Genomic DNA, 25861 nt, shown 5'->3' with positions numbered 1-25861 from the left:
GGCCGTGAAGGACGGACGAGTGGGCGAGCCGGGCGGCGAGCGGGCCGAGCGCCCCGCGTCGCCGGTGGCGGAGAACGGCGACCGCTGTGCGGCGATCGCCACCGGGGCGCTCCGGCTGCGCCGCGATGTGGCGGGCCTGTGCCGGGTCGTCGAGGAGGAAGACCTCATGTCCGCGCGCCATGCGGCGGACTTCCTCGGTGACATCGGCGATCCGGCCGCGCTGGACACGCTGTCGCGCTGCCTGGACGGCCCGGCCGGGGCCAGGGAACTGGCGTTGCCCGCCGCCCGCGCCCTGGCGCAGATGCATGATCCGCGGGGGGTGCCCGCGCTCATCCGCCTGCTCCTGGACATCGGGGGCGACGCACGGGACGAGGTGGTGTCGGCCCTGGCGGAGACGGGGGACGCCACCGCGGTCCCCCACCTGCTGAACATCGCGGGCGAGCAGCACTGGCCGGGAGGCAGGCCCTCCGGCGGCCGGGCGCTGCGGGCGCTGGCCCGCTTCGACCCCGACGTCGTGCTCCCCGCGCTCCTCGCCAGGATGTGGGAGTACATGGCCGACAGGCGGCGTGCCGCCATCGCCGCCGAGGTGCTCGGCCACCTCGGCTCGCCCCGGGCGATCCCCGCCCTGGCCCACCTCGCCACGCAGCAGGCACTCGGCCCGGAGGTCCGGCGGCACGCCGCCGTCGCCCTCACGCGCCTGCGGAACCTGGGCGGTGTCGACGAGCGGGAGGTCCTCGCCTTCCGGAACATCGAGACGGGCTTGAACGATCCGGACCCCTGGACGGCGCGGGCGATCGCCGAGTTCTGCGCCGTCAGCGAGCTCGGCCGGAAATGGCTGATGAGGGCCTTGGAGTACGGCAGCGGCCAGGCCCAGGAGGCCGCCTGCCACGGCCTGGGAGCGACCGGCGACCCCCGACACGTCGAGCCGCTGGCCGCCGCGCTCGGCCGGAACCCGGCGGTCGCGGTGCGCAGAGCCGCCGCCGCGGCGCTGGGGGCCGTCGGCGGACCGGAAGCGGCGGCGGCCCTGCTCACGGCCCTCGGCGACGCGCCCGCCCACGACGCCGTGGCGAAGGCGCTGGCCGACTCCGGTGCGGCGCCCGTGCCCGACCTGCTGGAGCTGCTGGCCGGCGGGACCGCGGACCAGCAACGCGGCGCGGCCCTCACCCTGAGCCTGATCGGCACCGGCGAGGCCGGGCCCGCGTTGGCCGCGGCACTCCCCTCGACGCCCACGGGAGTGCGCGCCGCCGTCGTGCGGGCCCTGGGCCGGCTCCGGTACGGGCCCGCGCTTCCCGCGCTCCTGGAGATCGCCGCCGACCCCGAGGAGCCGGGACGGCTACGGGCCCAGGCCGTCCGCGCGCTCGGCGGGTACGGCGCCCCCGAGGCCGAACCCGTGCTGCTGGGCGCGGTGCGCGACGCGTCGGAGGACGTACGGCGGGGCGCCGCGGAGGCCCTGGGCGCCTTCCCGGGCGAGGCGGGGGCCGCCGCACTGGTCGAGGTTTTCGATCGGGGTGACACGCGAGAGGTCCGGCGCGCCGCTCTGGAATCGCTGATCCGGATGGGAGCGCCCGGGCGCCCGGCGCTGTTCCCGCTGCTCGGCAGCGTGGACGTCGAGGCGAGCGGGTGGGCCGCCGGGGCACTGGCGACCTGCGCGCTGCCGACCGACATCCCGGCTCTGGCTCAGCTGGCCCGAGCCTACGAGCCGGAGGTCTCGCTGCCGGCGGTCGAGGCCCTGGCCGGGCTGCGGGAGCCCGGTGCGGTCGAGGCCCTCATCCGCGTACTCGACGGCCCCCACCGCCGCTGGCTCGGCGAGCCCTCGCACGCGGCCGCGCTCCGGGCCCTGGCGGCCATCGACGACGAGCGGGCGGTCGCGGCGGTCGTGGAACACGCGCGAACGGCACGCTGCCATCGGCCGGCACGCGAGGCGGTCAACGCCATCGCGGCCAGGATGCGGGGATGAGGGCCCACCCCGGTGCCGTCCAGGCGCGCGGGGTGGGGCCCTCAAGGCAAACGGGGCGCCGGGGCACCCCCGGACGGAACCGTTCAGCAGAGCCGGGGCTTCTGCCAGGCGCATTCCAGGCCGGACCCGTCCGGATGCCCCGCGCCACCGTGGCCGTGCCGGAGTGAACGCGGCGCCACGGGAACCGCGTTCCCCGCGCTGGAGGACGCCAGCGTCACGACCACCGCGTCCTCGATGTCGTCGACATCCTCCGCGAGGTAGTTGTTCAGCAGGACGCTGTACACCAGCTCACGCCCACCCGCGTCCGTCACGTACCCCGTCAGCGTGTCGGCCCCGGTCAACGATCCTGTCTTGCCGCGCGCGTTGAGCGCGGCAGGCGTGCCGCACATCCGGGAGCGGAGGGTGCCGCCGACGAACCGGTCCGGGTCGCAGGCCACCGGCAGCGCCCGGTACCAGTCGGCGAACCACGGCTCGGCCCGCACCGCGCTCAGCAGCTCGGCGAAGACGTTCGCGGGCACGACGTCCATCCGGGACAGACCGGAGCCGTCGACCTGCCGGAACTGCCCGGTGTCGATGCCGAGCCCCTTCACGTAGCCGTTGATCGCGGCGAGCCCGTCGGCCCAGGTGCCGCGGCCGGCGGCCTTGACGCCCATGGCCTTGGTGAGGATCTCGGCGTGCATGTTGTTGGACAGCTTCAGGAACGGGATCAGCAGGTCCTTGAGCGGCATGGAGTCATGGGTGGCGAGCGGCTCGGCGCCGTCCGGGGTGGCCCCGCCGAGGCTGGTCGGGCCGGTGACGCGGATGCCGTGCCGGGCCAGCGCGTCCCGGAAGACGGCGGCGGCGTAGCCCGTGGGGTTCCAGACGCTCACCCACTCCATGTCGGGGTCGGCGCCGACCGGCACCGTGCCGGCGACGGTGATGTCGTTGGTGCCGTGCGCGCGGTCGACGGTGACGCCGCCGCCGTCGCCCGCGGGCGCGGTGGTGGCCGTGACGTGCAGGTGGACGTAGTGGTTCGGCGGGGTCAGGGTCACCTTCGCCGGGTCGCCGGGCGCGGCCCCCGGGGCGATGTTCGCGATCACCGTGCCCGTGTCGTAGTCGGTGTTCGGGGCGAGGCTGAGCGCGGAGATCTGCGCGGAGTAGTAGGACGCCTCGTCGTCGGCGGCCCAGGAGCGGCCGAGGCGCTGGTCGTCGAAGCGGGTGTCGTCGGCGACCAGCTTCCCGGTGACCCGCCGGATCCCGGTGTCGGCGAGCCGGGCGGCGAGCGCGTCGTAGTCGCCGGCGAGGATGGTGGGGTCGCCGGTGCCGCGCAGGTACAGGTCGCCGGCGAGCACGGACCCGTGCCGGCTGCCGCCGGTGAGGACGTCGGTGGGGAACCGGTAGCCGGGGCCGAGCAGCGCCATGGCGGCGGCCGAGGTGAGCAGCTTGGTGTTGGAGGCGGGCATCAGCCGGTCGCCCGCGGCGTGCTGGTAGATGACGTCACCGCTCTTCGCGTCGGCGACCACCACGCTCTCCGCGCCGCCCGCCATCCGGGCGTCGGCGAGGATGCCGTCCAGCGCCTCGGGCAGCCCGCTGCCGTCACCGGCGGCCCCGGCGGAGGGCACCGCCCATACCAGCGCGCCCAGCGTGAGGGCGGCGGCGAGCGCTCGGATCCAGGGCCCGCGGCGCCCCGGGCGCATACGTCGTGTCAATGATCTGCTCATGACACGTGATTCTGACGGCAGTTCGGCCATACCGCCTACGCCCAAGCCGAAACGCCGCAGGCGCCCTCAGAACACCCCTAGCAACAGCAACCCCGCGGGACACCCCGGCAACAGCACGCCCGGCAGCGTCAACCCCGGCAGGCCACCCCGACAACAGCACCTCCGCCGAGCCACCCCGGCACGGGCACCCCGGCAGGGGGGCGTGGGTGGGCGAAGCCCCCCACACAGCGCGGCGAAGCCGCGCAAAACACGACGAGGCGAGGCGGCCCGCGCTGTCCGCGGGCACACCTCGCCCCTCGCCGAGTGGAGATGGCGGGAATCGAACCCGCGTCCAACGGTGCGGAATCAGGGCTTCTCCGAGTGCAGTCCGCATCTGATTTTCTCAGCCCCGGAGATCACGCGGACAAGTCTCCGACGGGCTCAGTCACTGTTTGATTTCCCTGTGGGCCCCGTGACCGGGTCTACAGGTTTAGTTCCCTAGCTGATGCCAGGATCCGGGTCGGGAACACCCCCGGGCTGACACTTCGCAAGTCGCTACTTAGGCAGCGAGGGCGAAGGAATCGCGCTTGGTATTGGCGATTATTGTTTTCGGCCTGTGGTTTACGAGATCATGGCCGCTTCCTCGACTCGCTTCCCCTGCTTCGACAACCGCTGTCGAAACCGATCATCCCCATGTTGATTTTTCAATCTCGTGCCCCTGCGTGAGGGGCTCATGCCATCGTACGGGATCAACGGCGGAGGGTGCCAGCGTATTCCCCCGGGCAGGGCAGGGCAGGGCAGGGCACGGCACGGCCGGGCAACGGGCCTGGGCACCCTCCGCCACCGCCCGCTCACCGAGCGGCCGGCGCACGCCCCCGCCGCCGTGCCGCGGAGATCGCCCGGTCCGCTTCCCTGCGGTCCTGCTTCTCGCGGAGGGTCTGCCGCTTGTCGTACTCCTTCTTGCCCTTGGCAAGCGCGATCTCGACCTTCGCGCGGCCGTCCCTGAAGTACAGCGCCAGCGGCACGACCGTGTGCCCGGTCTCCTGGGACTTGGAGTCCAGCTTCTCGATCTCCGCCCGGTGCAGCAGCAGCTTCCGCTTGCGGCGTGCGCTGTGGTTCGTCCAGGTGCCCTGGCTGTACTCGGGTACGTGCACGTTGTGCAGCCATGCCTCGCCGCCGTCGAGCTGGACGAATCCGTCGACGAGGGAGGCACGGCCCTGGCGCAGCGACTTCACCTCGGTACCCGTGAGGACCAGACCGGCCTCGTAGGTGTCGAGGATGTGGTAGTCGTGCCGCGCCTTCTTGTTCTGCGCGATCAGCTTGCGCCCTTTTTCCTTAGCCATAGTGTGGCCATTTTCGCACTAGGAGGGGTCCCCCAGGCCACCCAATACCGTCTCCGCCTGCTTCTGGACGTCGGTGTCGGCGGCCTCCAGGTCGGGGGTGATGCCGCGGCCGTCCAGACTGTGCCCGGCCGGCGTGCGGTAATGGCCCACGGTCAGCTCGGCGACCGAGCCGTCGGGCAGGCGGCTGGGCATCTGCACGGAGCCCTTGCCGAAGGTCCGGGTGCCGACCACGACGGCCCGGCCCCGGTCCTGGAGCGCGCCGGTGAGCAGCTCGGCCGCGCTCATCGTGCCTCCGTCGACCATCGCGACCACGGGGTGGCGGGTGTCGCCGCCGCGGGCCGCGTGCAGGGCGTGCTGCTCGCCCTGGATGTCGTAGGTGGCGACCAGGCCGCCGTCCAGGAACGCGGACGCCGCCTCGGTGGCCTCGGCGACCAGCCCGCCGGAGTTGCCGCGCAGGTCGAGGAGGATGCCGGCGCCCTCGGGTACGTGGCGCACCGCGTCGCGCACCTGCGCGCCGGTGCCCTTGGTGAAGGAGGTGATCTTGATCAGTACGGCGTCCGCCGACCGGCCGGCCAGCCGCCGCACCGTCACGGAGTCCGTGGACAGCAGGGCTCTGTGCAGCGTCTCGTGCCAGTCGTACGGGCCGCGCCGCAGGCCGACGTCGACGGAGCTGCCGACGGCGGGGGCGTCGTCGCCCTGCGCGTCACCGCGGAGCAGCGCGACCACCTCGGTGACCGGGAGCCCGTCGGTGCGCCGGCCGTCGATGCTGATCAGCCGGTCGCCCTTGCGGATGCCGGCGCGCTCGGCGGGGCCGCCGGACTGGACCTGGGCCACCTCGATGTGGCCGTCGCCGCCGCCCCGCGCCCAGAGGCCGACGCCGGTGTACTCGCCGTCCAGGGCCTGCTCGAACTCGGCGTACTCGGACCCGGAGTAGACGGCACCCCAGCGGTCGCCGCTGCGGCTGACGGCGCGCCGGGCCGCCTCCGTGGGGGACTTGCCGTCCGCCATGGCGCGTGCCGCGGCCTCGGCGACCTCCCGCTGGCCGGGAGCCTTCGCCGAGCCCGCGGGAGAGGTCGTGGGCTTGCCCTCGTCGTGGTCGCGCGCGTCGCTCCATGCTCCCGTCGCCGCGCCGGCTGCCAATACGCCCGCGAAGACCAGAGTCAGGACCGCCGGTCGCCTGCCGCGGCGGGGTCTGTCGAATAGGTCGGGGTCGGACATGACGGCGAGTCTAGGACAAGGCAAGCCTTCGCACCGGAGGTTGACGAGGCCGGCAAGGGGGTGTTCGTCACACCTTCAGGTACTTGCGCAGTGCGAAGAACGCCGCGAGAGCCGGCATGAGCAGGCCGATCGCCAGCACGAGGGGCAGCTTGGCGAGGACCGCGTCCCAGCCGATGAAGTTGATGAGGTTCAGCTTCTCGGACAGCGCGAGCCCGTGGTCGATGATGAAGTACCGGCCGACGAGCAGCATCACGCAGGCGACGCCTCCGCCGATCAGCCCGGCGACCGCGGCCTCCATGATGAACGGCGCCTGGATGTAGAAACTGGACGCGCCGACCAGCCGCATGATCCCGGTCTCGCGCCGCCTGCTGAACGCGGAGACGCGCACGGTGTTGACGATCAGCATCAGGGCGACCACCAGCATCAGCGCCATCACCGCGAGCGCCGCCCAGTTCATGCCGTTGAGCAGGCCGAAGAGGTTCTCCAGGATGCCCTTCTGGTCCTGGACGGACTGCACCCCGTCGCGGCCGTTGAACGCGGTGGCGATGACCTGGTACTTCTGCGGGTCCTTCAGCTTGATGCGGTAGCTCTCCTGCATCTGGTCGGGCGTGAGCGACCGGGCCAGCGGGGAGTCGCCGAACTGCTGCTTGTAGTGCTTGTACGCCTCGTCGCTCGACTCGTAGATGACCTTGTCGACGACCTGCATCTTGCCCAGGTCGGACGTGATCTGCTTCTTCTCGTCGGTGGTGACGGCGCCCTTGGCGCAGTTGGGGTCCGACTCGGCGTCGCTCTTGTTGCAGAGGAAGATCGAGACGTTGACCTTGTCGTACCAGTAGCCCTTCATCGTGCTGACCTGGTCGCGCATCAGCAGCGACCCGCCGAAGAGGGCGAGGGACAGGGCCACGGAGACGACGACCGCGAAGGTCATCGTGAGATTGCGGCGGAGACCGACGCCGATCTCCGACATGACGAACTGGGCGCGCATGGCGTTTCTCTAGGCCTTTCCGTGGATCACTGCCGAGGCGGTCGCCACGCTGTCCCTGGGGGCACGGGGGCGGGCTCGGATCTGCTCGGGCATGGCGGGTCCTCAGTGCTGGTAGCCGTAGACGCCGCGCGCCTGGTCGCGGACGAGGAAACCCTGCTCCAGCTCGATGACGCGCTTGCGCATCTGGTCCACGATGTTCTGGTCGTGGGTCGCCATCACGACGGTGGTGCCGGTCCGGTTGATCCGGTCCAGCAGCTTCATGATGCCGACGGAGGTCTGCGGGTCGAGGTTGCCGGTGGGCTCGTCGGCGATCAGCAGCTTGGGGCGGTTGACGAAGGCACGCGCGATCGCCACCCGCTGCTGCTCACCGCCGGACAGCTCGCCCGGCATCCGGTCCTCCTTGCCGCCGAGGCCGACGAGGTCGAGCACCTGGGGCACGGACTTGCGGATCTCGCCGCGCGACTTGCCGATGACCTCCTGCGCGAACGCGACGTTCTCGCCGACCGTCTTGTTCGGCAGCAGCCGGAAGTCCTGGAAGACGGTGCCCAGCTGGCGGCGCATCTGCGGCACCTTCCAGTTGGACAGCCGCGCGAGGTCCTTGCCCAGCACGTGCACCTGGCCGTGGCTGGTGCGCTCCTCGCGCAGGACCAGCCGCAGGAAGGTGGACTTCCCGGAGCCGGAGGACCCCACGAGGAACACGAACTCGCCGCGCTCGACCTCCAGGGAGACATCCCTGAGTGCGGGGCGGTTCTGCTTGGGGTAGACCTTGGTGACGTTGTCGAATCGGATCACGGATGCACCACGGGTTCGCCGGGGGTAGGTGAGCGTGACCATACGCGAAGCGGGTGGCCGCGCGCAGTCAGCGGCATGGGTTGCGCATGTATTGCCGCATTTGCCAGAGGGTGAACGGTCCGTATTGTGCGCATCCGGCGGCATCGGCACGCACGAGGGGCTCCTGTGGACTTTCTGTGAGGACGATCATCGCCGTTCACCCGGAAGCTCCCGCGGAGGGGTTCCATGAGAGGCTTCTGCGGCGGTTTGGGAGGGGTCAGCTGAACGCGAACGGTCCGTGACCTGGTGGCGCCCGTCCGCAGCAGGCAGGATGCTGGGTGTCCGGCCCCGGACCGATCGGTGAACCGGGCGGGATGGGGGGCGGAACGCGGGGACCGCGCCGAAATCCCGGGAAGCTGTCACAGTGGAGGGGAACGGTTGCGTGACTCTGAGCGTTATCCGTAATGACGCTGTTGCGGCCCCCGCCGCGCGGGAGGAGGAGAGCGCATGACCTACGACCGACTGGTGTGCGCGAACTGCGCTGCCCCGGTGAGCGAGGGCCGTTGCCCCGTCTGCAGGGCGAGCCGCGAGAGGCTCCAGCACGAGAACCCCTGGAGCAGCCTGAGCCCGACCGCCCTGATCGCTCTTCTGGCGGTGCTGATCGCCGCCGTCGCGCTCGTGGCGCGCTAGCCGGCGGTCGACCGGGGCGGAAGCCCGGGTGAGGATCCGGGCGGTGCTCCGTTGGAATCCGCACCTGGTTCCGCACGCTGCGTAACCGCGCGAATGCCTTGAGTAACGTGGATGGACCCGAACAGACCCCGAACGGACCCAGACTGAACAGACACCGAAAGGGCCCGGAGCGCGCGCTCCGGGCCCTTTCGGTGTCGTGCGTGTGGTGTTACGCGACGGTACGGCCGCTCACGAAGCGCGGCAGCAGGCGGAAGCCGATACCGCCCGCGATCATGGTGGCGGCACCGATGATCAGGAACGTGGTCTCGGCGGCACCCGTCTCGGCCAGCTGGTCCTTGCCGTTGCCCTGAGCGGCGGGCTGCGAACCGGTGTCCGTCAGGCCCTCCTTGCCCTGGCCCTGCTCGACCGGCTGGGAGCCGTTGGTGTCCGGGCCGGTGTTGTCGTTGCCACCGGTGCCCTGGTCGCCACCGGTGCCGTTGCCACCGCCGGTGCCGTTGTCGCCGCCCGTGCTGGAGTCGCCGCCGGTCGCGGTGTCGCCGCCACCGGTCGTGGTGTCGCCACCGGTCGTGGTGTCGCCGCCCGTGGTGGTGTCCCCACCGGTCGCGTCACCGCCCGTGGTGGTGTCGCCGCCCGTGGTGTCGTCACCGCCGGTCGTGTCGCCACCGATCGCGGTGTCGCCACCGGTCGTGTCGCCGCCCGTGGTGTCGTCTCCACCGGTCGAGTCGCCGCCGGTGGTCTCGCCACCGATCGCGACACCGCCGCTGATGCCGTTGCCGCCGTTGTCGCCACCGCCGGTCGAGTCATCGCCACCGCTGACGTTGACCCCCGCGTTCAGGCCGAGCACACCGACGTTCACATCAAGCGCCGAAGCGGCACCCGCGGCGGTCAGCGAAGCGCCCGCGGCGATCACCGCACCGGCCGCCACCCGCGCAACGCGGACTCGCGTCTTCTTCGTCATCTGCCTGCTACCCCCAGTAGCTTCATCGTCATGGTGCAGCGCCCCGGGCTGGGACCACTCGGAGTAGCACTCACGCCCCCCGTCCACGCGCGCCCCAGGGATACGCATGCCAGCGTGCAGCCTTCCCAGTTTTCATGGTCCCGTCAAGGCCGTTGCGCGAACGATGTCCGGATTGGCGGGAGTTGGGGACTGCAAGGTCATGTGAATGTGACGTAAAAGGGGAGCCGCACATTCAAAAACGGCGCGATGGGACGGTAAGTCGCCTGGTCGGGGCGGCGGTTACCTTGTCGACAAAGGGGCATTCCCGCCGGGGTTTCCCGGAATGGATCCGGGGGTTCCCAGAGCGGTTTGCGAAGTCGGATTCCGACGTTGGATTCCGGGCGTGTTCTCCCCTGCTCAGCGCTCCTGTTGCCCAGCGCTCCTGTTACTCAGCGCTCCTGCTGGTCAGCGCTCCTGCTCCTGCTGCTTGCGCCAGCGGATTCCCGCCTCCAGGAAACCGTCGATCTCACCGTCCAGCACGGCCTGCGGATTGCCGACCTCGTGCTCCGTCCGCAGGTCCTTGACCATCTGGTAGGGGTGCAGGACGTAGGAGCGCATCTGGTTGCCCCAGGAGTTGCCGCCGTCGCCCTTGAGGGCGTCCATCTTCGCCTGCTCCTCCTGGCGGCGGCGTTCGAGCAGCTTCGCCTGGAGGACGTTCATCGCGGTCGCCTTGTTCTGGATCTGCGAGCGCTCGTTCTGGCAGGAGACGACGATGCCGGTGGGCAGGTGGGTAATGCGGACCGCGGAGTCCGTGGTGTTCACGCCCTGGCCGCCGGGGCCCGAGGAGCGGTAGACGTCGATGCGCAGCTCCGACTCGTCGATCTCGACGTGGTCGGACTGCTCGACGACGGGGAGCACCTCGACGCCCGCGAAGGACGTCTGGCGGCGGCCCTGGTTGTCGAACGGCGAGATCCGCACCAGGCGGTGCGTGCCCTGCTCGACGGAGAGGGTGCCGTAGGCGTACGGGGTGTGCACGGAGAACGTGGTCGACTTGATGCCGGCCTCCTCCGCGTACGAGGTCTCGTAGACCTCGGTCTTGTAGCCGTGCCGCTCGGCCCAGCGGAGGTACATGCGCTGGAGCTGCTCGGCGAAGTCGGCGGCGTCGACACCGCCCGCCTCCGCGCGGATGTTCACGACGGCCTCGCGGGAGTCGTACTCGCCGGAGAGGAGGGTGCGGACCTCCATCTCGTCGAGGGCCTTGCGGACGTCGGCGAGCTCGGTCTCGGCCTCGGCCAGGGTGTCCGGATCGTCCTCGGCCTGGGCCAGCTCGAAGAGCACGCCCAGGTCGTCGATCCGCCCGCGGAGGGTCTCCGCCTTGCGGACCTCGGCCTGGAGGTGGCTCAACTTGCTGGTGACCTTCTGCGCTTCGTCCGGGTCGTCCCAGAGGGACGGCGCGGCTGCCTGCTCCTCGAGCACGGCGATGTCAGCCCTCAGCCGGTCGAGGTCCAGAACGGCCTCGATGGACTCCATCGTGGAGGAGAGGGACTTCAGCTCTTCGGATACGTCGACAACTGCCACGACTCCAGCCTAACGGCTGGGGCAAGTGACGAAATCCCGCGTGGCGGCGACGGGCACGGGAGGTTACGGAGGGTGGAGGTCCCGTTGCGGGAAACGCCCCGGAGCCACACCGATCGGTTGCCGGAGTGACCGCGGGTCCCCCATCCCGGAAAACGCCCCCGTCCCCCGGCGCGGCGGGCGCGCCGGGTCAGGGTGCGGCCGGGGAGGTGCTGGAGTGGGAGGGGGGCGTGTCGGCGCCGCCGGACGTGGCGACGTACGTGGCCGCGGCGGCCGCGGCGAGGAGGGCCGCTCCCACGCCCAGGAACACCCTGCGGCGCCCCGCGGCGGTCCGGTGACGGGCGGAGCCGGGGCGGGGGGCGCCGCTGGCCCGAGGCACCCGGGCGGTGCCGCGGGCGCCGCCGGCGAGCTCGTCGGCCTCGGGCACCCGCATGCTCGTGTGCGTGTCGCGGTTGGAGTCGGGAGCGGCGCCCGGCACCAGCGACACGGCCCCGCGCCGCACCACGGGCTGGCGCACCTGGGCCGCGGCGCCCTCCGGGGCCTGGCGCGCCTCCTCGGCGGGCTCGGACTCGGGCTCGTCGACCTCCAGCGCGGGGATCCCGGCCAGCGACGGGAGCTGCTCCCGCAGGCGCGCGCCCAGCTCGGAGGCGCGCAGCCGCGAGGCGGGGCCCTTCGCGAGGCACTGGACGATCAGCTGCCACAGCTCCTCGGGGATGCCCGGCAGCGGCACCACGGTCTCCGTGACGTGCCGGCGCAGCACCGCCCCCGGGTGGCCCCCGCCGAACGGCGTGAAGCCCGCGAGCATCTCGTACAGCACCGTCGCCAGCGCGTAGATGTCCACCGCGGCGCGCGGCGGCAGGCCCTCGACTATCTCGGGGGCGAGGTAGTCGGGAGTACCGATGATCTTCGTGGCACGCGGTCTGCGCGGCGAGTCGATCAGCTTGGCGACGCCGAAGTCGGTGAGCAGCGCGGGGTGCGCCCCGCCGGGGCCGAGCGGGCCCTGCATGTCCAGCAGGACGTTCTCCGGCTTCACGTCGCGGTGGACGACGCCCGCGGCGTGCGCGGCGGCCAGCGCGTCGGCGACGTCCGCGGCGATGGCGACCGCGGCCTCGGGGGCGAGGCGGCGCTCGCGCTCCAGGCGGGTACGGAGGTCGGTGCCGCGCACCAGGTCCATCACGAGGGCGAGGTCGTTGCCGTCGACGACGAGGTCGCGCACCCCGACGACGTTCCGGTGCTCCAGGCCGAGCAGCGCGGTGCGCTCCTGGACGAAGCGGCCCACGAGCTCCTGGTCGCAGGCCAGGTCCTCACGCAGCAGTTTGATGGCGACGGGGCCCTCCGGCCCCTCGCCCAGCCACACCGTGCCGGCGCTGCCCCGTCCCAGGATCTGGTTCGCGGTGTACCGGCTGCCGATCTTCCGTGCCAAGACTGCTCCTACGGACGCGTGTTGGCGACAAAGCTACGCGTCCTGAGCGGCAAGCTTCATGTCCGCGGCGGAAATTACCCCATGGGTGTCGACAAATCACCAGAGTGGCATCCGATGCGGTTGGTCCGCGGTGCGGTGGGATGACGGTGGGTGGGGTGCCCTTGACCCGGTGTGGTGGTCCTGACCCGGTGTGGTGATCCTGGGACCGATGTGGTGACCGTGGTGCGGTGTGCTGACGGCGTTTCGGCGCGCCGGCTTCCGCGCGGACAGGGCGGCGGCACGCCCGGGGTGGGCGTGCCGCCGCTCGCTGCCAGTGCCTGACGTCGGCCGTTGCCGTTGCCGTTGCCGTTGCCGTTACGGCTTTACCTCTGTGTCGGGAGGCGCTAGTTGCCGCCGCCGCCCGCGTTGCCCAGCTTGTCGAACCAGCCCGAGACCGCGTGGAACCACGAGCCGATCTCCTCGAAGTAGCCCTTGCCGGTGCCGATCCAGTCCTGAAGGGGGCTCAGCTCCCAGACCAGCCAGCCGGCCACGAAGAGGATGACGATCGTGAACAGGCAGCCCTTGAGGCAGCCGAGACCCGGGATCCGCATCTTGTTCGGGTTGTGCCGGCGCGGCTCCCGCGGCTGGTGCGGGGCCGGCGGCGGGCTGTAGCGCTGCGGCGGGGCGCTGTAGCGCTGCGGCGGGGGCGGCGCGTACCGCTGGGGCTGCTGCTGCGCGTACTGCTGCGGCTGGCGGCCCTGCTGGGGCCGGGAGACCTGCCGCTGCGGGCGGCGCCGCAGCGGGTCCTGGTTCGGGTCCACGTACTGGACCTGCGTCTGCTCGTTGCGGTCGCGGGCCGCGCGGAGCTGGCTCTCCCACGGGTGCGGGTCGTCGGGGTTCGGCTGGTTCGCCCCGGGCGGGCCCGGCGGGACGGGGGGCATGACCGAGGTGGGGCCGGGCGCACCGGTGTTCGGCAGCACGGAGGTGGGGTCCGCGTCGCCGGGCAGCGTGGGCGCCTCGGAGGAGGGCGTGTGGGGCAGCACGCTGGTCGCGGCGTTCGGGTCGTAGCCGGCGTTCCGGCCCGCCTGGCCGGGGCCGCCGGCGGCCGTCCCCGGCACCATGGTGGGCTCCGGGTCGGGGCCGAGCAGCGCCAGGACGCCCGCGGCCGCGGCGATCTGCGCGGGGTTGGAGTGCACCCCGATGCCGTCGGCGACGGTGCGCAGGGCGATCGCCAGGTTCACGGCACTGGGGCGCCGGTCCGGGTTCTTGCTCAGGCAGCGCTCGATGACCGTCCACAGCGGGTCGGGAACGGTGGAGGGGCGGCGCGGCTCCTCGCTCAGGTGCTGGTGCAGCACCTCCAGGGCGGTCTGCCCCGAGAACGGCGGACGGCCCGTGATCAGCTCGTACATCAGGATGCCTGCGCCGTAGATGTCCACGGCGGACGTCTGCGGGCGGCCCTCGGCCGACTCGGGAGCGACGTACGCGGGCGTGCCGACGAACTCCTGGGTGCGGGTCAGGCCGGGCGAGTCCGCGAGCCGGGCGATGCCGAAGTCCGTGAGCATGGGGTGCATGGCGCCGCCCTCCTGCTTCAGGAGGACGTTCGCGGGCTTCAGGTCGCGGTGCACCACCCCGTCGGCGTGGCTGGCCGCCAGCGCGTCGGCGATCTGGGCGGTCAGCAGCGCGGCGGCCACCGGCGAGAAGGGGCCCTGGTCACGCAGGTAGCGGTGCAGGTCGGGGCCCTCGATCAGGTCCATCACCAGGGCGAGCAGCTCGCCCTCGACGACCAGGTCGCGGGTGCGCACGATGTTCGGGTGCGTGAGCCGGAGGAGGACCGAGCGCTCTCTCAGGAAGCGCATCACGATGTCCGCGTCGCTGGCGAGCTCCTCCTTGAGCACCTTGATCGCGACGGTCTCGCCGGGCGCGCCCTGTACCGCTGCCTCGGCCCCCGCGGTCTCCCTCTGGCGGCCCCGCCAGACGGTTCCCGTGGCGCCGCGTCCGAGCGGCTCCTCCAGGAGGTACTTGCTGCCTACCGGCCGCACGTCATGCGCTCCCTGCTTGCTCGGAGACGGGTGGTCGTGCCCTGCTCGGTGCTCCTGGGTGAGCCGGGCGGTCTGTCCGGGTGCCGGCCCCGTGGGGTCCGGCGTGCCGGGTCGGGTGCGATCCGGCGTGCCGGTGCGATCCGGCGGTGGCCCCGTGGGAGGCGGCCCGGGTCGGCCGGGGCCGGCACGCCCCGCTTCCCGGGGCCCGCCGGTCCGCACCACGTCCGGGCTGCCGCCCGGCGGAGGGTCCGACCCACCACTGTAGTGCTGCTCCCCTGCGGATCGGCCTGTCGAGTTCCCCTGTCCGGACGGCGACCCTGGTCGGTTTTCGGTAAGAGACGGGGCGGTTTTCGGTCGCCCCGAGTGAACTTCCTGAGGTTCTCCGGAGGCGGTGCACGGCTTTCCCGGACGTCGGAAACGGGTTCGACGGGAAGACGCGAGCCCGGCGCCGCCGGTTGCCGCCGGTGGTGACGTGCGCGATCCGTGATTCGCGCCACCCGTCGTTCACCGGGCACTTTTCAGGTCAGAGTCGGCCATTCAAGATCACTGCCGGTCGGGCGTCGGGCGTGTTGTCGGTGGCAGGTGCGAGGATGCCCCCTGTACTGGCCACGTGCCCGTGTGTGGTGGGGGGAACGTCACAAGCGGAGTTCCCCCGCCGGGCGCCCCCGCAGAAGGGACCGCTGACGCGATGCAGATCCGGCTGACCGTCCTCGGGCCGCTCCGCGACTCCCCCGCGGGCGCCCCGGCAGCGAGCGACGTGCTGGTCACCGCGCCGGCCGGCACCGCCCTGGGCGCGGTCGCCTCCAGCCTCGCCGCGGCCGTCGGCGCGGACCGCTCCGAGGACCCGGTCGTGCTCTACGCGGGCGAGGAGCGCCTCGACCCCCGCCGCTGCACCCTGGGCGAACCCCCGCTGCTGGACGGCACGGTGCTCGCCGTCGGCGCCCCCGCGGACGGCACGGCAGCGGGGCACGGCGCCGCCGGGGCCGTCGCCCAGCTCCACGTGGTCGCGGGACCCGACGCCGGCGGCGTCCACTTCCTGCACGGCGGCCAGATCCGCCTCGGCCGCTCCGCCGAAGCCGACGTCCCCCTCGACGACCCGGACGTCTCCCGGCTGCACTGCGCGGTGACGGTCACCCCCGGCGGCGACGTCACCCTCGCGGACCTTGGCTCCACGAACGGCACGACGATCGACGGCGCCCCCGTCTCCGGCCACCCCGTCCGCTTCCCGCCCGGCGCCCTGCTGCGCCTCGGCGAGTCCGCCCTGCGCCTGTCCTCCGCCACGGCCGCGCCCGCGCCCGCGCTGCCGACGGCGCCGGACGGCGAGGGGCACGTGCGCGTGCGGACGGATGCCGGGCCTCTGGACGGCCGGCCCGGGGGCGCTCCGGAGGGCGGCGGGCACGGGGCGGCGGGGTCCGGTGCCGGGTCGGGATCCGGTGCCGGGGCGCGGTCCGGGGGCTCCGCGGCTTACGGAAGCTCTCACGGAGGCTCTGCGGACGGGGGCGGGCGGGCCCGGGAGGGTGCCGCAGGTGCCTCCGGCGGGGTCGCGGGGGTCGCCGGCGGTGGGTTCGGTGCAGGCGGGGGCGGGGGGTCCCGCGGGGACTTCGGCGACGGCTTCCAGGGGGACTCGGGCGACGGTTTCAACGGGGGTGGGCGTTCCGCGGGCGGGGTCCTGGCCGGCGGCGCGGGGCACCGGTACGGCGGTCCGGGCGGGAGCGCGGGGTATGCCGGCGGGGCTCGCGGTGCGGACGGCGCGTTCGGGGGCGGATCCGGTGGGGGCGCGTACGGCGGATCGGGCGGCGAGTCCGGTCGGGGCTCGGGCGGCGGCCCCGCGGAGGGCACGCATCACGGCTACGGCTCGGCCGGCTGGGGCGCGGCGGGCGGCCCGGCGGGCGCGGGCGGGGCGGGCCGCGGCTCGGCGTACGGCCACGAGCGCGGCCACGGCGGCGAAGGCGGCCGGGGGCCCGGCGGGACCGGGCAGGGCAGGCGCGGGCCTGCGGAGCCGACGGGACAGGCCGCGGGCGGCTGGGCGGGCGCTCCCGGGGCGGCAGGCGGCTCAGCGGGGCAGTGGGGCCAGGCGCGCTCGGGAGATGGGGCGGCCCCGCAGGGCTCGGGCGGCTCCCGGGGCCTGGTCGGGGGCGGCGGGCGCCGCGACGACGGCTGGGGCGCGGACTCGTGGGCGGACACCCGCGAGAGGGACGCCCCGCACACGGCCGGATGGCCCGGAGAAGGCACCGGCGGCGCCTACGAGGAAGCAGGAGCGCCCGGGGGACCGCACGACCCCGGCGCCACCGGCGAAGGCCCCGGCGCACCCGGCCGGGGGCCGGGCCCGGCGTACGACACGGAAGCGGCAGATCAGGGCGCGGGCGGCACCCGCAGGCGCGGTGGCCTCTCCGCCTGGGCCCGGCGGCTCGCGGGCGGCAGGACGGGCGAGGCGTACGGGGAGCAGGGGGCCGCGGGAGCGGAGACGTCCGGGTCGGGGCTCCGGCACGGCTACGGCACCTACGGCGGACTGCCCGCGGGAGCGCCGGGCACGGCGGCACCGGCAGGCGGCGCGGACGCGGACGCCCACGCCCCCGCCGTCCAGGGGGCTGACGAGACCTGGCCCGACCCGGCGGCGCTGCTGCTCACGGCCCTGGGCCCGGGAGCGCGGCTCTGGGAGCGCGGGCCCCGGCACCCCGACGCGCTCACGGTGCGCCTCGGCACCGCCGACCGGCCCGCGCGGGGCGGCGGCGTGCTGCCCGCGGTGCCCGTCACCACAGGGCTGCGCGAGGTCGGCTCGCTGGGCCTCGCCGGGCCGCGCCGGCGGCTGTCGGGGCTGGTCAGGTCGGTGCTCGCGCAGCTCGCCGGGATGCACTCCCCGGACACCCTGGAGATCGTCCTCATCAGCACGGACCGCAGGCGCTCGACCGAGGAGCGGATCGCGGAGTGGGCGTGGCTCGGCTGGCTGCCCCACCTGCGCCCGGGCCGCGGCCAGGAATGCCGCCTGCTGGTCGCCTACGACCGCGACCAGGCCGCCGCGCGCGCGGACGAACTCCTGCGCCGTCTGGCGGAACACGAGGACCACCTCGCCCCGCCCGCCGCGGACGGCACGGGCCCCGGCTTTCCGGAGGCCGCCGGCTCCCCGGTGAGTGCGGCATCCGCCGCGGGCGCGCGGCAGCCCGGCGGCACCGGCGGCCACGGCTTCGGCGCGGGACCCGGCGGGCCCGGCCCGGGGGACCTGACCGGCGGCCACGGAGACCTCCACGGCGACCTGACCGGCGGTCCCGGCGGCCTCGGGCACGGTGGCGCCCACCCGGCCGCGGTCCGTCCCGGCCCGGCGCCGGTGGCCCATGTCCCCGCCGCCCGCGGCATGGACGACGCCGTACCGGCGCCCGGGGCGCAGTACGCGGCACACCCTCACACGGCTTCAGCGTCCGCCCCCCAGCCCGCGCCTGAGCACGCGTCCGGCCCGTACACCGTCGTCGTGGTGGACGGCGACCCCGGCACCCCCGAGGTGCGGGAGGCCGTGATCCGGATGGTGGAGGCCGGAGCCGGCGCCGGTGTCCACGTGCTCTGCCTGGCCGAGACGGGTGCCGTGTCCGCCGCGACCCCGGTCGCCGCGGCGTACGAGGCGGCCTGCGAGGCGGCGCCCGCGTTCCGCTCGTGCGGGGCGGTGGCGCTGCTCAGCGGTGACGTGGCCACGGAACTGCGGCTGCTGCGCGCGGTGCGGGGCAGGCTCGCGGGGCGCGGGGTCGTGGCCGCGCTGGACGCGGTGTCGGGCCCCTGGGCCGAGCGGTTCGCGAGGGCGCTCGCACCGCTGCGCCCGGAGGGCGGGCCAGGCGGTACGCAGGCGCGCGCGTCGGCGCCGCTCCCACAGGCGGCCCGGCTCCTGGACGAACTGGGGCTGGCCCGCGCCACCCCCGCCTCGCTGCTGGCACGGTGGGCGGCGGCGGCCGAGGACCGGCAGGCGGCCGGCGGCCGTGCCACCGCCGTACTCGGTGCTGGACCGCGCGGCCCGCTGGCCGTGGACCTGGTGGCCGAGGGCCCCCATCTGCTGGTCGAGGGGCCGGCGGGCAGCGGCAGGACGGAGCTACTGCGTGCGGTCGCCGCCTCGCTGGCCGCGGCGGAGCGGCCCGACCGGCTGGGCCTCGTCCTCATCGACGGCTGCGACGACCTGTGCGCCGCCGGTGCCGGACCCGGTTCGGGCCCGCTGCGCGGCCCGCGCCCCGGCGCCGGTGAGGGTTTGCGGATATGCCTGGACCTCCCGCACGCCGTCTCGCATCTCGCGGTCCACGACCCCGTGCGGATGCGGGAGTTCGCCCAGTCGCTGACCGCGGAGCTGAAGCGCCGCGCCGAGCTGCTGGGGCGGCTGGACTTCGCGGAGTGGCACTCCCGGGGCCTGGCCCCGGGGCGCGTGCCCGCCCGGGGCGCCCGGGAGAGTGCCGGCGCACGGGTCTCCGAGGAAGGCGCGTCCTCGGCTCGGGCGCAGGAGGCCGGCTCCTCGGGCCGGTTGGCGCAGCACGGTGTGGCGGCGGCGCGGGTCCTCCGCGAGGACGCCGCCGTGGCCGGCGGTGAGCAGGGCCCGGGGGCGGAAGGGCGTGCCGTGGAGGTGGAGGCGCCGAGCGCGACGCTGCACCTGCGCACGGGTGCGGTGCGGCCCGGGCCGGCACCGGGTCCGGGAGTGCTGCCGTTGCCGGGCTCCGAGCTGCCCAGGCTGGTCGTCCTCGTCGACGACCTGGACGCACTACTGGCACCGCCACTCGGTTCGCCGGGCCGGCCCGCGGCGGGTTCGGTGGTCCGAGCACTGGACGCCGTGGTCCGCGAGGGGGCGCGGCTCGGCGTGCACCTGGTCGCGGCCGGGCTGCCCGGCGGCCGGATGGCCGAGTCGGAGCCGGGGCGGGCTGCGACGCTCAGGGTGGCGTTGCAGCCGGCCTCCGGCGGCGCGGACGACCCCGTACCGGGCCGCGGCGTGCTGCGCGGCCCGGCCGGTCGGAACACCGCGTTCCAGGGCGGCCGGGTCACGGGCCGCATCCCCCGCACGGGGACGCTGCGGCCGACCGTGGTGCCCCTGGAGTGGGAGCGGATGGGCGATCCGCCGGCCCGCCGCAGCGTTCGGGAACTGGGGAACGGGCCTACGGATCTGGCGTTGCTGGCGAGTGCCCTTGAGCGGGCTGCACGGGCCGATGGGCGGGGTGGGGTCTGACGCTCGGCTCGGTTGCGACGGCCAGCCACGACGCGACCCTGCGGGTCGCTCCCGCCGCGATGGGGTGCTTCTGCCGTATCACGACCACCTGCCGGCGGGGGTGTTCGCGCAGTTCCCCGCGCCCCTGACAGGCACGACCCCGCGGGTCGCCAACGCCCACAACCGGGCGCCTCCGTCGCATCCCGACCATCCGCCCGTGGGACTGTTCGCACAGTTCCCCGCGCCCCTGACAGGCACGACCCCAGCTCGGAGCCGGCCCCCAACAAGAACACACCCTCCACGACACGGCCCTGCGGCTTTCTCGCCCAGCGCGGTGAGCCCCCGCACCTTGGGGTGCGGGGGCATTGTCAGGACGCGTCGCCGCGGGCGGCTTCACCGGGGTCGCCGGGCGGCGGGGCTGCCTTGTCGTCGGGTTGGCCTTCATCGGGGGTTTTCGGGTGCCGGTCGTCGATGACGATGCGAGGGACGGCCCCGGCGTCGCGGCCGTGTTCTGCGTGAACGCGTTTCAGGGCGTCTCCGATGCGCGTGTAGGTCTGGCCCGCAAGGTTGCGGGTGGGGCGGGAGATCCCGGCCTGCCGCTGAACGCTCCATAGGGCGTCGATGATGGCGATGACGGTGCGGCCGGAGATGTCCACTTCCATGGTGCCGTCGCTGTGTTCTTCGATGTCGGCCGGGAGCCGGAAGTGTTCGCCGTCGATGGCCCGTTCCACGATGAAGGCCCACGTGTCCCGGTGGCAGATGAGTTCGGCGTAGGCGATTCCGGCTGCGAGGTTGAGCAGTTCCTCGAGGTCGTGGCCGCCATGGTTGCTGTCCTCACCTGTGGGTGCCGGCGGTGAGGGTGGCGTGCCGCCGGATTCGCCGTCGCTCGCGGCGGCCTGTTCTGCGACGCGTGCTTCGGCGGCTTCCCTGCGCGCTGCTTCGGTCTCGGCGCGGATGGCCTGTACTTCGCGGCGGGCGGCTGCGATGTCGTTCTGCGCCGCGCGCAGCGCTTCTCGGAGCTCACGGTTTTCGGATTGCAGGTCGCTGAATGCAGTAGTGGACGCGGCAGAGAGCTCGCGCCGTTGCCGTTCGGTGTCCTGCCGGAGCTCGGAGACCTCCCGCTTGAGGTCCACCCCCAGCGTCTCAACAGTCCCTCCGAGCGTCTTGATGGCCTGCTGAATCGTATTGAGCATCTGGGTGTAGTCCCTGCGCCCCATTCACCCTCCCGTCGTCACCGTTCTGTGACCGGGGGATAACTCCCCCTGTGACCGTCAGATCACGCGGCGTGTTTCGGCCCTCTTCAGCGCTGGTGAACAGGTGGTGCGCACATCGCAGGCGCTGTCATGCCGCGTCGCTGCGCCCGGCTTCGCCCGGCTCTCCGACGGGCGGCGTGGCTCGGTCGTCGGCTCGTGGCCGCCGTTCCGGAATGAGGTGGTTGTACTGGTGGTCGTTCCAGCAGTCGTCGCACAGCCACACGTCAGGGCCGGCTTCGTGGAGATCGTCAAGAGTTTCGGTTCGTCCGCAGTCTGCGTCGCATGCACGTTCGCCGTGTGCCATGTATTCGACGGTCCGCGCCGGGCCGGGGGCGCGTGGAGGTGTCTTGGCGGTCGCATAGTGGCGTTTCCCCAGCTCAACGACTCGCGAGGCGCACGTGACGCGGTACGCACCGAGGCCCACGGGCGACCGGGATTCCACAGGGTTCCCGTCGCCGGCCGCTCCACAACAACCTCATCGCCGGGCACTCCGAACCCCACATGCGGCTCGGCCTGCGGGGCACGATCCTTCCCCGCGATGGCTCCACGCCCGACCACGCCCGCCTGCTGGGCGAGACGTACAACGACCCTGCCTCTGTCGGAGTGCGTCCCCGCGGACGGGACCCGTCTCCCGGACAGGCCGTCGGCGCGTGCGATCCGTGGATCGCGGGCCCCGCAGGGACGCCCGGTGGGGTGCCGGGAACCCGACGGCCTACGGGAAAACCCCGGCTCACCAGAGATCACGACCCCGTCACGATCAGTGAGTCGGGCACGTTGGCGCCCTTGCCGCTGTCTGTCGCACGGCAGTAGACCAGTGCGCACGGAACAGCGAACAGCGCATCGTGCCAGCGTGCGATGCGACGTGCACCATGAAGAACGGGGACGTGATGCGCAGGACTCTTCGTCAGTCGGGCAACGTGGCCGAGCGGGTGTCCAGAGGCGGTAGAGGCGCCCGGGGGGCGGCCGCCGTGGTCGTGGGGGCGCTCGTGCTCACCCTTGGCGCCTGCGGGGGCGGCGACGGGGGTGGGGACTCCGGCAAGGACGACGGCGGTGGTGGCGCCGCCAAGACGGCGAACACCGTCAAGCTGCCCAAGCTGAACGGCACGAGCCTGGAGGTCTCGGCCGTGTGGTCGGGGGTGGAGGCCGCGAACTTCAAGAAGGTGCTCTCCGAGTTCGAGAAGCGCACCGGCGCCACCGTGAAGTACGTGCCGGCCCAGGACCCCATCATCAACTTCCTCGGATCGAAGATCGCGGGTGGTTCGCCGCCGGACGTGGCGATGCTGCCGCAGGTCGGCGCGATCCAGCAGGCCGTGGAGAAGAAGTGGGCGAAGCCGCTCGGTCCCGAGGCCGTGGCCGAGCTCAAGAAGAACTACTCGCCCGGCTGGCAGGACATCGGCAAGGTCGGGGGCAAGCAGTACGGCGTGTACTTCAAGGCCGCCAACAAGTCCCTCGTCTGGTACAACACCAAGGTCTTCGAGAACGCCGGCGCCAAGGAGCCGAAGACCTGGAAGGACCTGCTGGCCACCGCGCAGACCATCTACGACTCGGGCGTCACGCCGATGTCGATCGGCGCCGCGGACGGCTGGGTGCTCACCGACTGGTTCGAGAACATCTACCTCTCGCAGGCCGGCCCCGAGAAGTACGACCAGCTCGCGCAGCACAAGATCAAGTGGACGGACCCGTCCGTCAAGCAGGCCCTGACCACGCTCGCGCAGATGTGGAGCAAGCAGGACTACATCGCGGGCGGTGCCAACGGCGCGTTGCAGACGGAGTTCCCGAAGTCGGTCGAGCAGACCTTCCAGGGCGGCGACCAGCCGAAGGCGGGCATGGTCTTCGAGGCGGACTTCGCCGGCGCCAACGTCCAGGAGGCCAAGGCGAAGATCGGCACGGACGCGAAGATCTTCCCGTTCCCCGCGGTCGGCCGGCAGGCCCCCGTGGTCAGCGGCGGTGACGCGGCCGTGGTGCTGAAGGACTCCAAGGGCGCCCAGGCGCTCGCGACGTTCCTCGCCTCGCCGGACGCGGCGACCATCTGGGCCCAGGCGGGCGGCTTCCTCTCGCCGGACAAGAGCGTGGACCTGGCGGCGTACCCGAACGAGGAGCAGCGCTCGATGGCGAAGGCGCTGATCGACGCCGGTGACGACTTCCGCTACGACATGTCCGACCAGGCGCCCCAGTCGTTCGGCGGCACGCCCGGCAAGGGCGAGTGGAAGGACCTCCAGGACTTCCTGAAGAACCCGAAGGACGTCGCGGGCACGCAGGCCAAGCTGGAGGCCGACGCCGCCAAGGCATTCGGGGACTGACGGGTCATGAAGACGGCTGCCGTGGGAGGCGCCGACAAGGGCGCGGCGCCTCCCGCGAACAAGACAACGGACAGGACGGACAGGAGACGAGGGCGTGTCGGGGGCACCCGGCTGTCGGTGGCGGTGCTCTTCCTGCTGCCGGCGCTGGTGCTGCTGGGCGCGCTCGTGGTCTACCCGATCGGATACTCGCTGGTCCGCAGTTTCCTGGGCCAGTCGGGGACGTCGTTCGTGTGGTTCGACAACTACAAGGAGCTGTTCACCGACGACGGCATCCTCACCGCGATCAAGAACACCGCGATCTGGGTGGCGGTGGCGCCCCTGGTGGCGACCGCGCTCGGGCTGGTCTTCGCGGTGCTGACGGAACGGGTGCGCTGGGGCACGGCGTTCAAGCTGATCGTCTTCATGCCCATGGCGATCTCGATGCTGGCCGCGGGGATCATCTTCCGGCTGGTGTACGAGCAGGACCCGGAGCTGGGTGCCGCCAACGCGGTGTGGGTGGGCGTGCACGACACGTTCGCCAAGTCGTCGGCGTTCCCGAAGGCGCACCCGGGGCAGCAGTCGCCGCTGCGGCCCGCGGGCGGCGGCGCGTTCATCAGCAAGGACCCGGTGCACACCGGGCAGCGGGTGGCGCTGCCGCTGGTCGGCGTGGCTCCCGAGAGCATGCCCGGCGACGCGGCGCACGCCAAGGCGGCCCCGGCGGCACCCGGCAAGATCACCGGGACGACCTGGCAGGACTTCACCCGCGGCAAGGGCGTGGGCACGCGGGGCGGCGTGGACGCGGCCGAGCTGGGCTACCCCGGGATGACGATCGAGGCGGTCAAGGGCGGCAAGGTCGTGGAGTCCGTGAAGGCGGCGGACGACGGGACGTTCACACTGTCGGCGAAGGCGGACGGGGCGCGACTCAGGCTGCCCGCGTCGAACTTCCGCGAGCCGTACAACGGCCTCGAATGGCTCGGCCCGGCGCTCGCGACGCCCGCGATCATCGGGTCGTACGTGTGGATGTGGGCCGGTTTCGCGATGGTGCTGATCGCGGCGGGCCTCGCCGGGATGCCCAGGGAGCTGCTGGAGGCCGCGCGGGTCGACGGCGCGAACGAGTGGCAGGTCTTCCGGCGGGTGACGGTGCCGCTGCTGGCGCCGGTGCTCGCGGTGGTGCTGGTCACGTTGATGATCAACGTCCTGAAGATCTTCGACCTGGTCTTCATCATCGCGCCCGGCTCGTCCCAGGACGACGCGAACGTGCTCGCCCTCCAGCTCTACCGCTCGGCCTTCGCGGACGACCGTCCGGGCGTCGCCAGCGCCATCGCGATCCTCCTGCTGTTGCTGGTGGTGCCGGTGATGCTGTTCAACATTCGCAGGCTCAGGCGGGAGGTGCGGCGGTGAGCACGTCGAGTGAGGCCGCGGGGGGCGCGGTCGCGGGCGGGCCGGTGTCCACCTCGCGCGCGCGGGGCGCCTCGAAGGGTGCGGCCGGCACCGGCAGGTCCGGTGCGGCCGGTCCGGCGAGGGGTCCGGCGGGGGCGAGACGGTCGCTGGGCGCGCGGGTCTCGGAGCGCCTCAGCGGGGGCGTGGTCCAGGTCTTCCTGATCGTCGTCGGCCTGTTCTGGCTGATGCCGACGATCGGGCTGCTGCTGTCCTCCCTGCGCAACCCGGTGGACATGGCGCAGAGCGGCTGGTGGACGGTCTTCAGCGCGCCGTCGAAGCTCACCTTCGACAGCTACCGGAACCTGCTGGAGAACTCCGTCATCACCGACTCCCTGGTGAACTCCCTCCTCATCACCGTGCCGGCGACCCTGCTGGTCGTGGTGATCGGATCCCTGGCGGGCTACGCGTTCGCCTGGATGGACTTCCCGGGGCGCGACTGGTGGTTCGTCGCGGTGGTCGGCCTGCTGGTGGTGCCGGTGCAGGTGGCGCTGCTGCCGATCGCCAAGCTGTTCGGCGCGATCGGCATCTTCGGGTCGCTGGTCGGCGTGATCCTCTTCCATGTCGGCTTCGGACTGCCGTTCGCGGTCTTCCTGCTGCGGAACTTCTTCGCGGAGATCCCGAAGGAGCTGCTGGAGGCGGCCCGGCTGGACGGCGCGGGTGAGATCCGGCTGTTCTTCCGGGTCGTGATGCCGCTCGGCGGCCCGGCGATCGCGTCGCTGGGCATCTTCCAGTTCCTGTGGGTCTGGAACGACATGCTGGTCGCGCTGATCTTCTCCAACTCGGACAGCCAGCCGATCACGGTGGCCCTCCAGACGCAGGTCCGCCAGTTCGGCAACAACGTGGACGTCCTGGCACCGGGCGCGTTCATCTCGATGGTCATCCCGCTGGCGGTGTTCTTCGCGTTCCAGCGGCAGTTCGTGTCCGGCGTGATGGCGGGTGCGGTGAAGTAGCCCCGCGGCGGGCCCGGTTCCCGGCCCCACGCGGACCCGGCGGGGTGGATCGGTGACGGTCCGCCCCGCTTGGGGTTTCCGTGCCGGAGACCCGCTTGGGGTTTCCGTGCCGGAGACGTCCACGGGCACATCCGCTCGGCGGCCGCTTGGGGACTGCCGTGACTGCGGCAGGCGCAGCGGCT

At 73.0% G+C, this 25861-nt stretch carries 16 protein-coding genes and 1 other RNA gene; 6 read left to right on the top strand and 11 right to left on the bottom strand.

From position 1 onward, the window contains the following. The first annotated feature begins 4 nt into the window (after positions 1–4). Positions 5–1957 carry a HEAT repeat domain-containing protein gene (locus tag Sm713_RS09970; protein ID WP_212909273.1) on the top strand — a complete coding sequence of 651 codons (1953 nt, stop codon included), beginning with the start codon at positions 5–7 and terminating at the stop codon, positions 1955–1957. An 83-nt stretch (positions 1958–2040) separates the two neighbouring features. Here the strand turns inward: Sm713_RS09970 and dacB are convergent, their stop codons facing one another. From dacB to ftsE, 6 genes are all read right to left on the bottom strand, one after another. Further along, complete coding sequence (dacB, locus tag Sm713_RS09965) at positions 2041–3657, bottom strand: D-alanyl-D-alanine carboxypeptidase/D-alanyl-D-alanine-endopeptidase (protein WP_249416199.1); 1617 nt, start codon at positions 3655–3657, stop codon at positions 2041–2043. Between the two features lie 301 nt (positions 3658–3958). Beyond that, positions 3959–4329, bottom strand: a transfer-messenger RNA (tmRNA) gene (ssrA, locus tag Sm713_RS09960). 158 nt (positions 4330–4487) lie between these two features. Beyond that, a complete protein-coding gene (smpB, locus tag Sm713_RS09955) occupies positions 4488–4979 on the bottom strand; it encodes an SsrA-binding protein SmpB (protein WP_212909272.1) in 492 nt (163 codons plus the stop codon). An 18-nt stretch (positions 4980–4997) separates the two neighbouring features. Next, the gene (locus Sm713_RS09950) at positions 4998–6197 is read right to left on the bottom strand and encodes a S41 family peptidase (protein WP_212909271.1); all 1200 of its coding nucleotides are present in this window, start codon (positions 6195–6197) and stop codon (positions 4998–5000) included. A gap of 67 nt (positions 6198–6264) precedes the next feature. Continuing rightward, positions 6265–7182 carry a permease-like cell division protein FtsX gene (gene ftsX, locus Sm713_RS09945; RefSeq protein ID WP_212909270.1) on the bottom strand — a complete coding sequence of 306 codons (918 nt, stop codon included), beginning with the start codon at positions 7180–7182 and terminating at the stop codon, positions 6265–6267. A 102-nt stretch (positions 7183–7284) separates the two neighbouring features. Then, on the bottom strand, positions 7285–7974 hold the full coding sequence (gene ftsE, locus Sm713_RS09940; RefSeq protein WP_212909269.1) for a cell division ATP-binding protein FtsE: 690 nt from the start codon (positions 7972–7974) through the stop codon (positions 7285–7287). Between the two features lie 486 nt (positions 7975–8460). Here ftsE and Sm713_RS09935 point away from each other — a divergent pair, with 486 nt between their 5' ends. After that, positions 8461–8643 carry a hypothetical protein gene (locus Sm713_RS09935; protein WP_212909268.1) on the top strand — a complete coding sequence of 61 codons (183 nt, stop codon included), beginning with the start codon at positions 8461–8463 and terminating at the stop codon, positions 8641–8643. Positions 8644–8851: 208 nt separating this feature from the next. Here the strand turns inward: Sm713_RS09935 and Sm713_RS09930 are convergent, their stop codons facing one another. The 4 genes from Sm713_RS09930 to Sm713_RS09915 form a co-directional block, all read right to left on the bottom strand. Beyond that, positions 8852–9601 (bottom strand): hypothetical protein, encoded by a 750-nt coding sequence (locus Sm713_RS09930; RefSeq protein ID WP_212909267.1) that lies wholly within the window; start codon positions 9599–9601, stop codon positions 8852–8854. Positions 9602–10045: 444 nt separating this feature from the next. Beyond that, on the bottom strand, positions 10046–11158 hold the full coding sequence (gene prfB, locus Sm713_RS09925; RefSeq protein WP_212909266.1) for a peptide chain release factor 2: 1113 nt from the start codon (positions 11156–11158) through the stop codon (positions 10046–10048). A 187-nt stretch (positions 11159–11345) separates the two neighbouring features. Beyond that, on the bottom strand, positions 11346–12578 hold the full coding sequence (locus Sm713_RS09920) for a serine/threonine-protein kinase (RefSeq protein ID WP_212909265.1): 1233 nt from the start codon (positions 12576–12578) through the stop codon (positions 11346–11348). A 383-nt stretch (positions 12579–12961) separates the two neighbouring features. Further along, the gene (locus tag Sm713_RS09915; protein WP_212909264.1) at positions 12962–14596 is read right to left on the bottom strand and encodes a serine/threonine-protein kinase; all 1635 of its coding nucleotides are present in this window, start codon (positions 14594–14596) and stop codon (positions 12962–12964) included. Between the two features lie 688 nt (positions 14597–15284). Here Sm713_RS09915 and Sm713_RS09910 point away from each other — a divergent pair. Next, complete coding sequence (locus tag Sm713_RS09910; protein WP_212909263.1) at positions 15285–19778, top strand: FHA domain-containing protein; 4494 nt, start codon at positions 15285–15287, stop codon at positions 19776–19778. 347 nt (positions 19779–20125) lie between these two features. Here the strand turns inward: Sm713_RS09910 and Sm713_RS09905 are convergent, their stop codons facing one another. After that, positions 20126–20974, bottom strand: coding sequence for a hypothetical protein (locus Sm713_RS09905; protein ID WP_212909262.1), 849 nt, complete (start codon positions 20972–20974; stop codon positions 20126–20128). Positions 20975–21897: 923 nt separating this feature from the next. Here Sm713_RS09905 and Sm713_RS09900 point away from each other — a divergent pair. From Sm713_RS09900 to Sm713_RS09890, 3 genes are all read left to right on the top strand, one after another. Then, positions 21898–23310, top strand: a complete 1413-nt coding sequence (locus Sm713_RS09900) for an ABC transporter substrate-binding protein (RefSeq protein ID WP_374196040.1) — start codon at positions 21898–21900, stop codon at positions 23308–23310. A gap of 6 nt (positions 23311–23316) precedes the next feature. Beyond that, positions 23317–24690, top strand: a complete 1374-nt coding sequence (locus Sm713_RS09895; RefSeq protein ID WP_212909260.1) for a carbohydrate ABC transporter permease — start codon at positions 23317–23319, stop codon at positions 24688–24690. 146 nt (positions 24691–24836) lie between these two features. Continuing rightward, positions 24837–25679, top strand: coding sequence for a carbohydrate ABC transporter permease (locus tag Sm713_RS09890; RefSeq protein WP_249416549.1), 843 nt, complete (start codon positions 24837–24839; stop codon positions 25677–25679). Positions 25680–25861 lie beyond the last annotated feature (182 nt).

Source organism: Streptomyces sp. TS71-3, assembly GCF_018327685.1.
Classification (GTDB): Bacteria; Actinomycetota; Actinomycetes; order Streptomycetales; family Streptomycetaceae; genus Streptomyces.
This window is presented reverse-complemented; position numbering and strand designations above follow the sequence as displayed.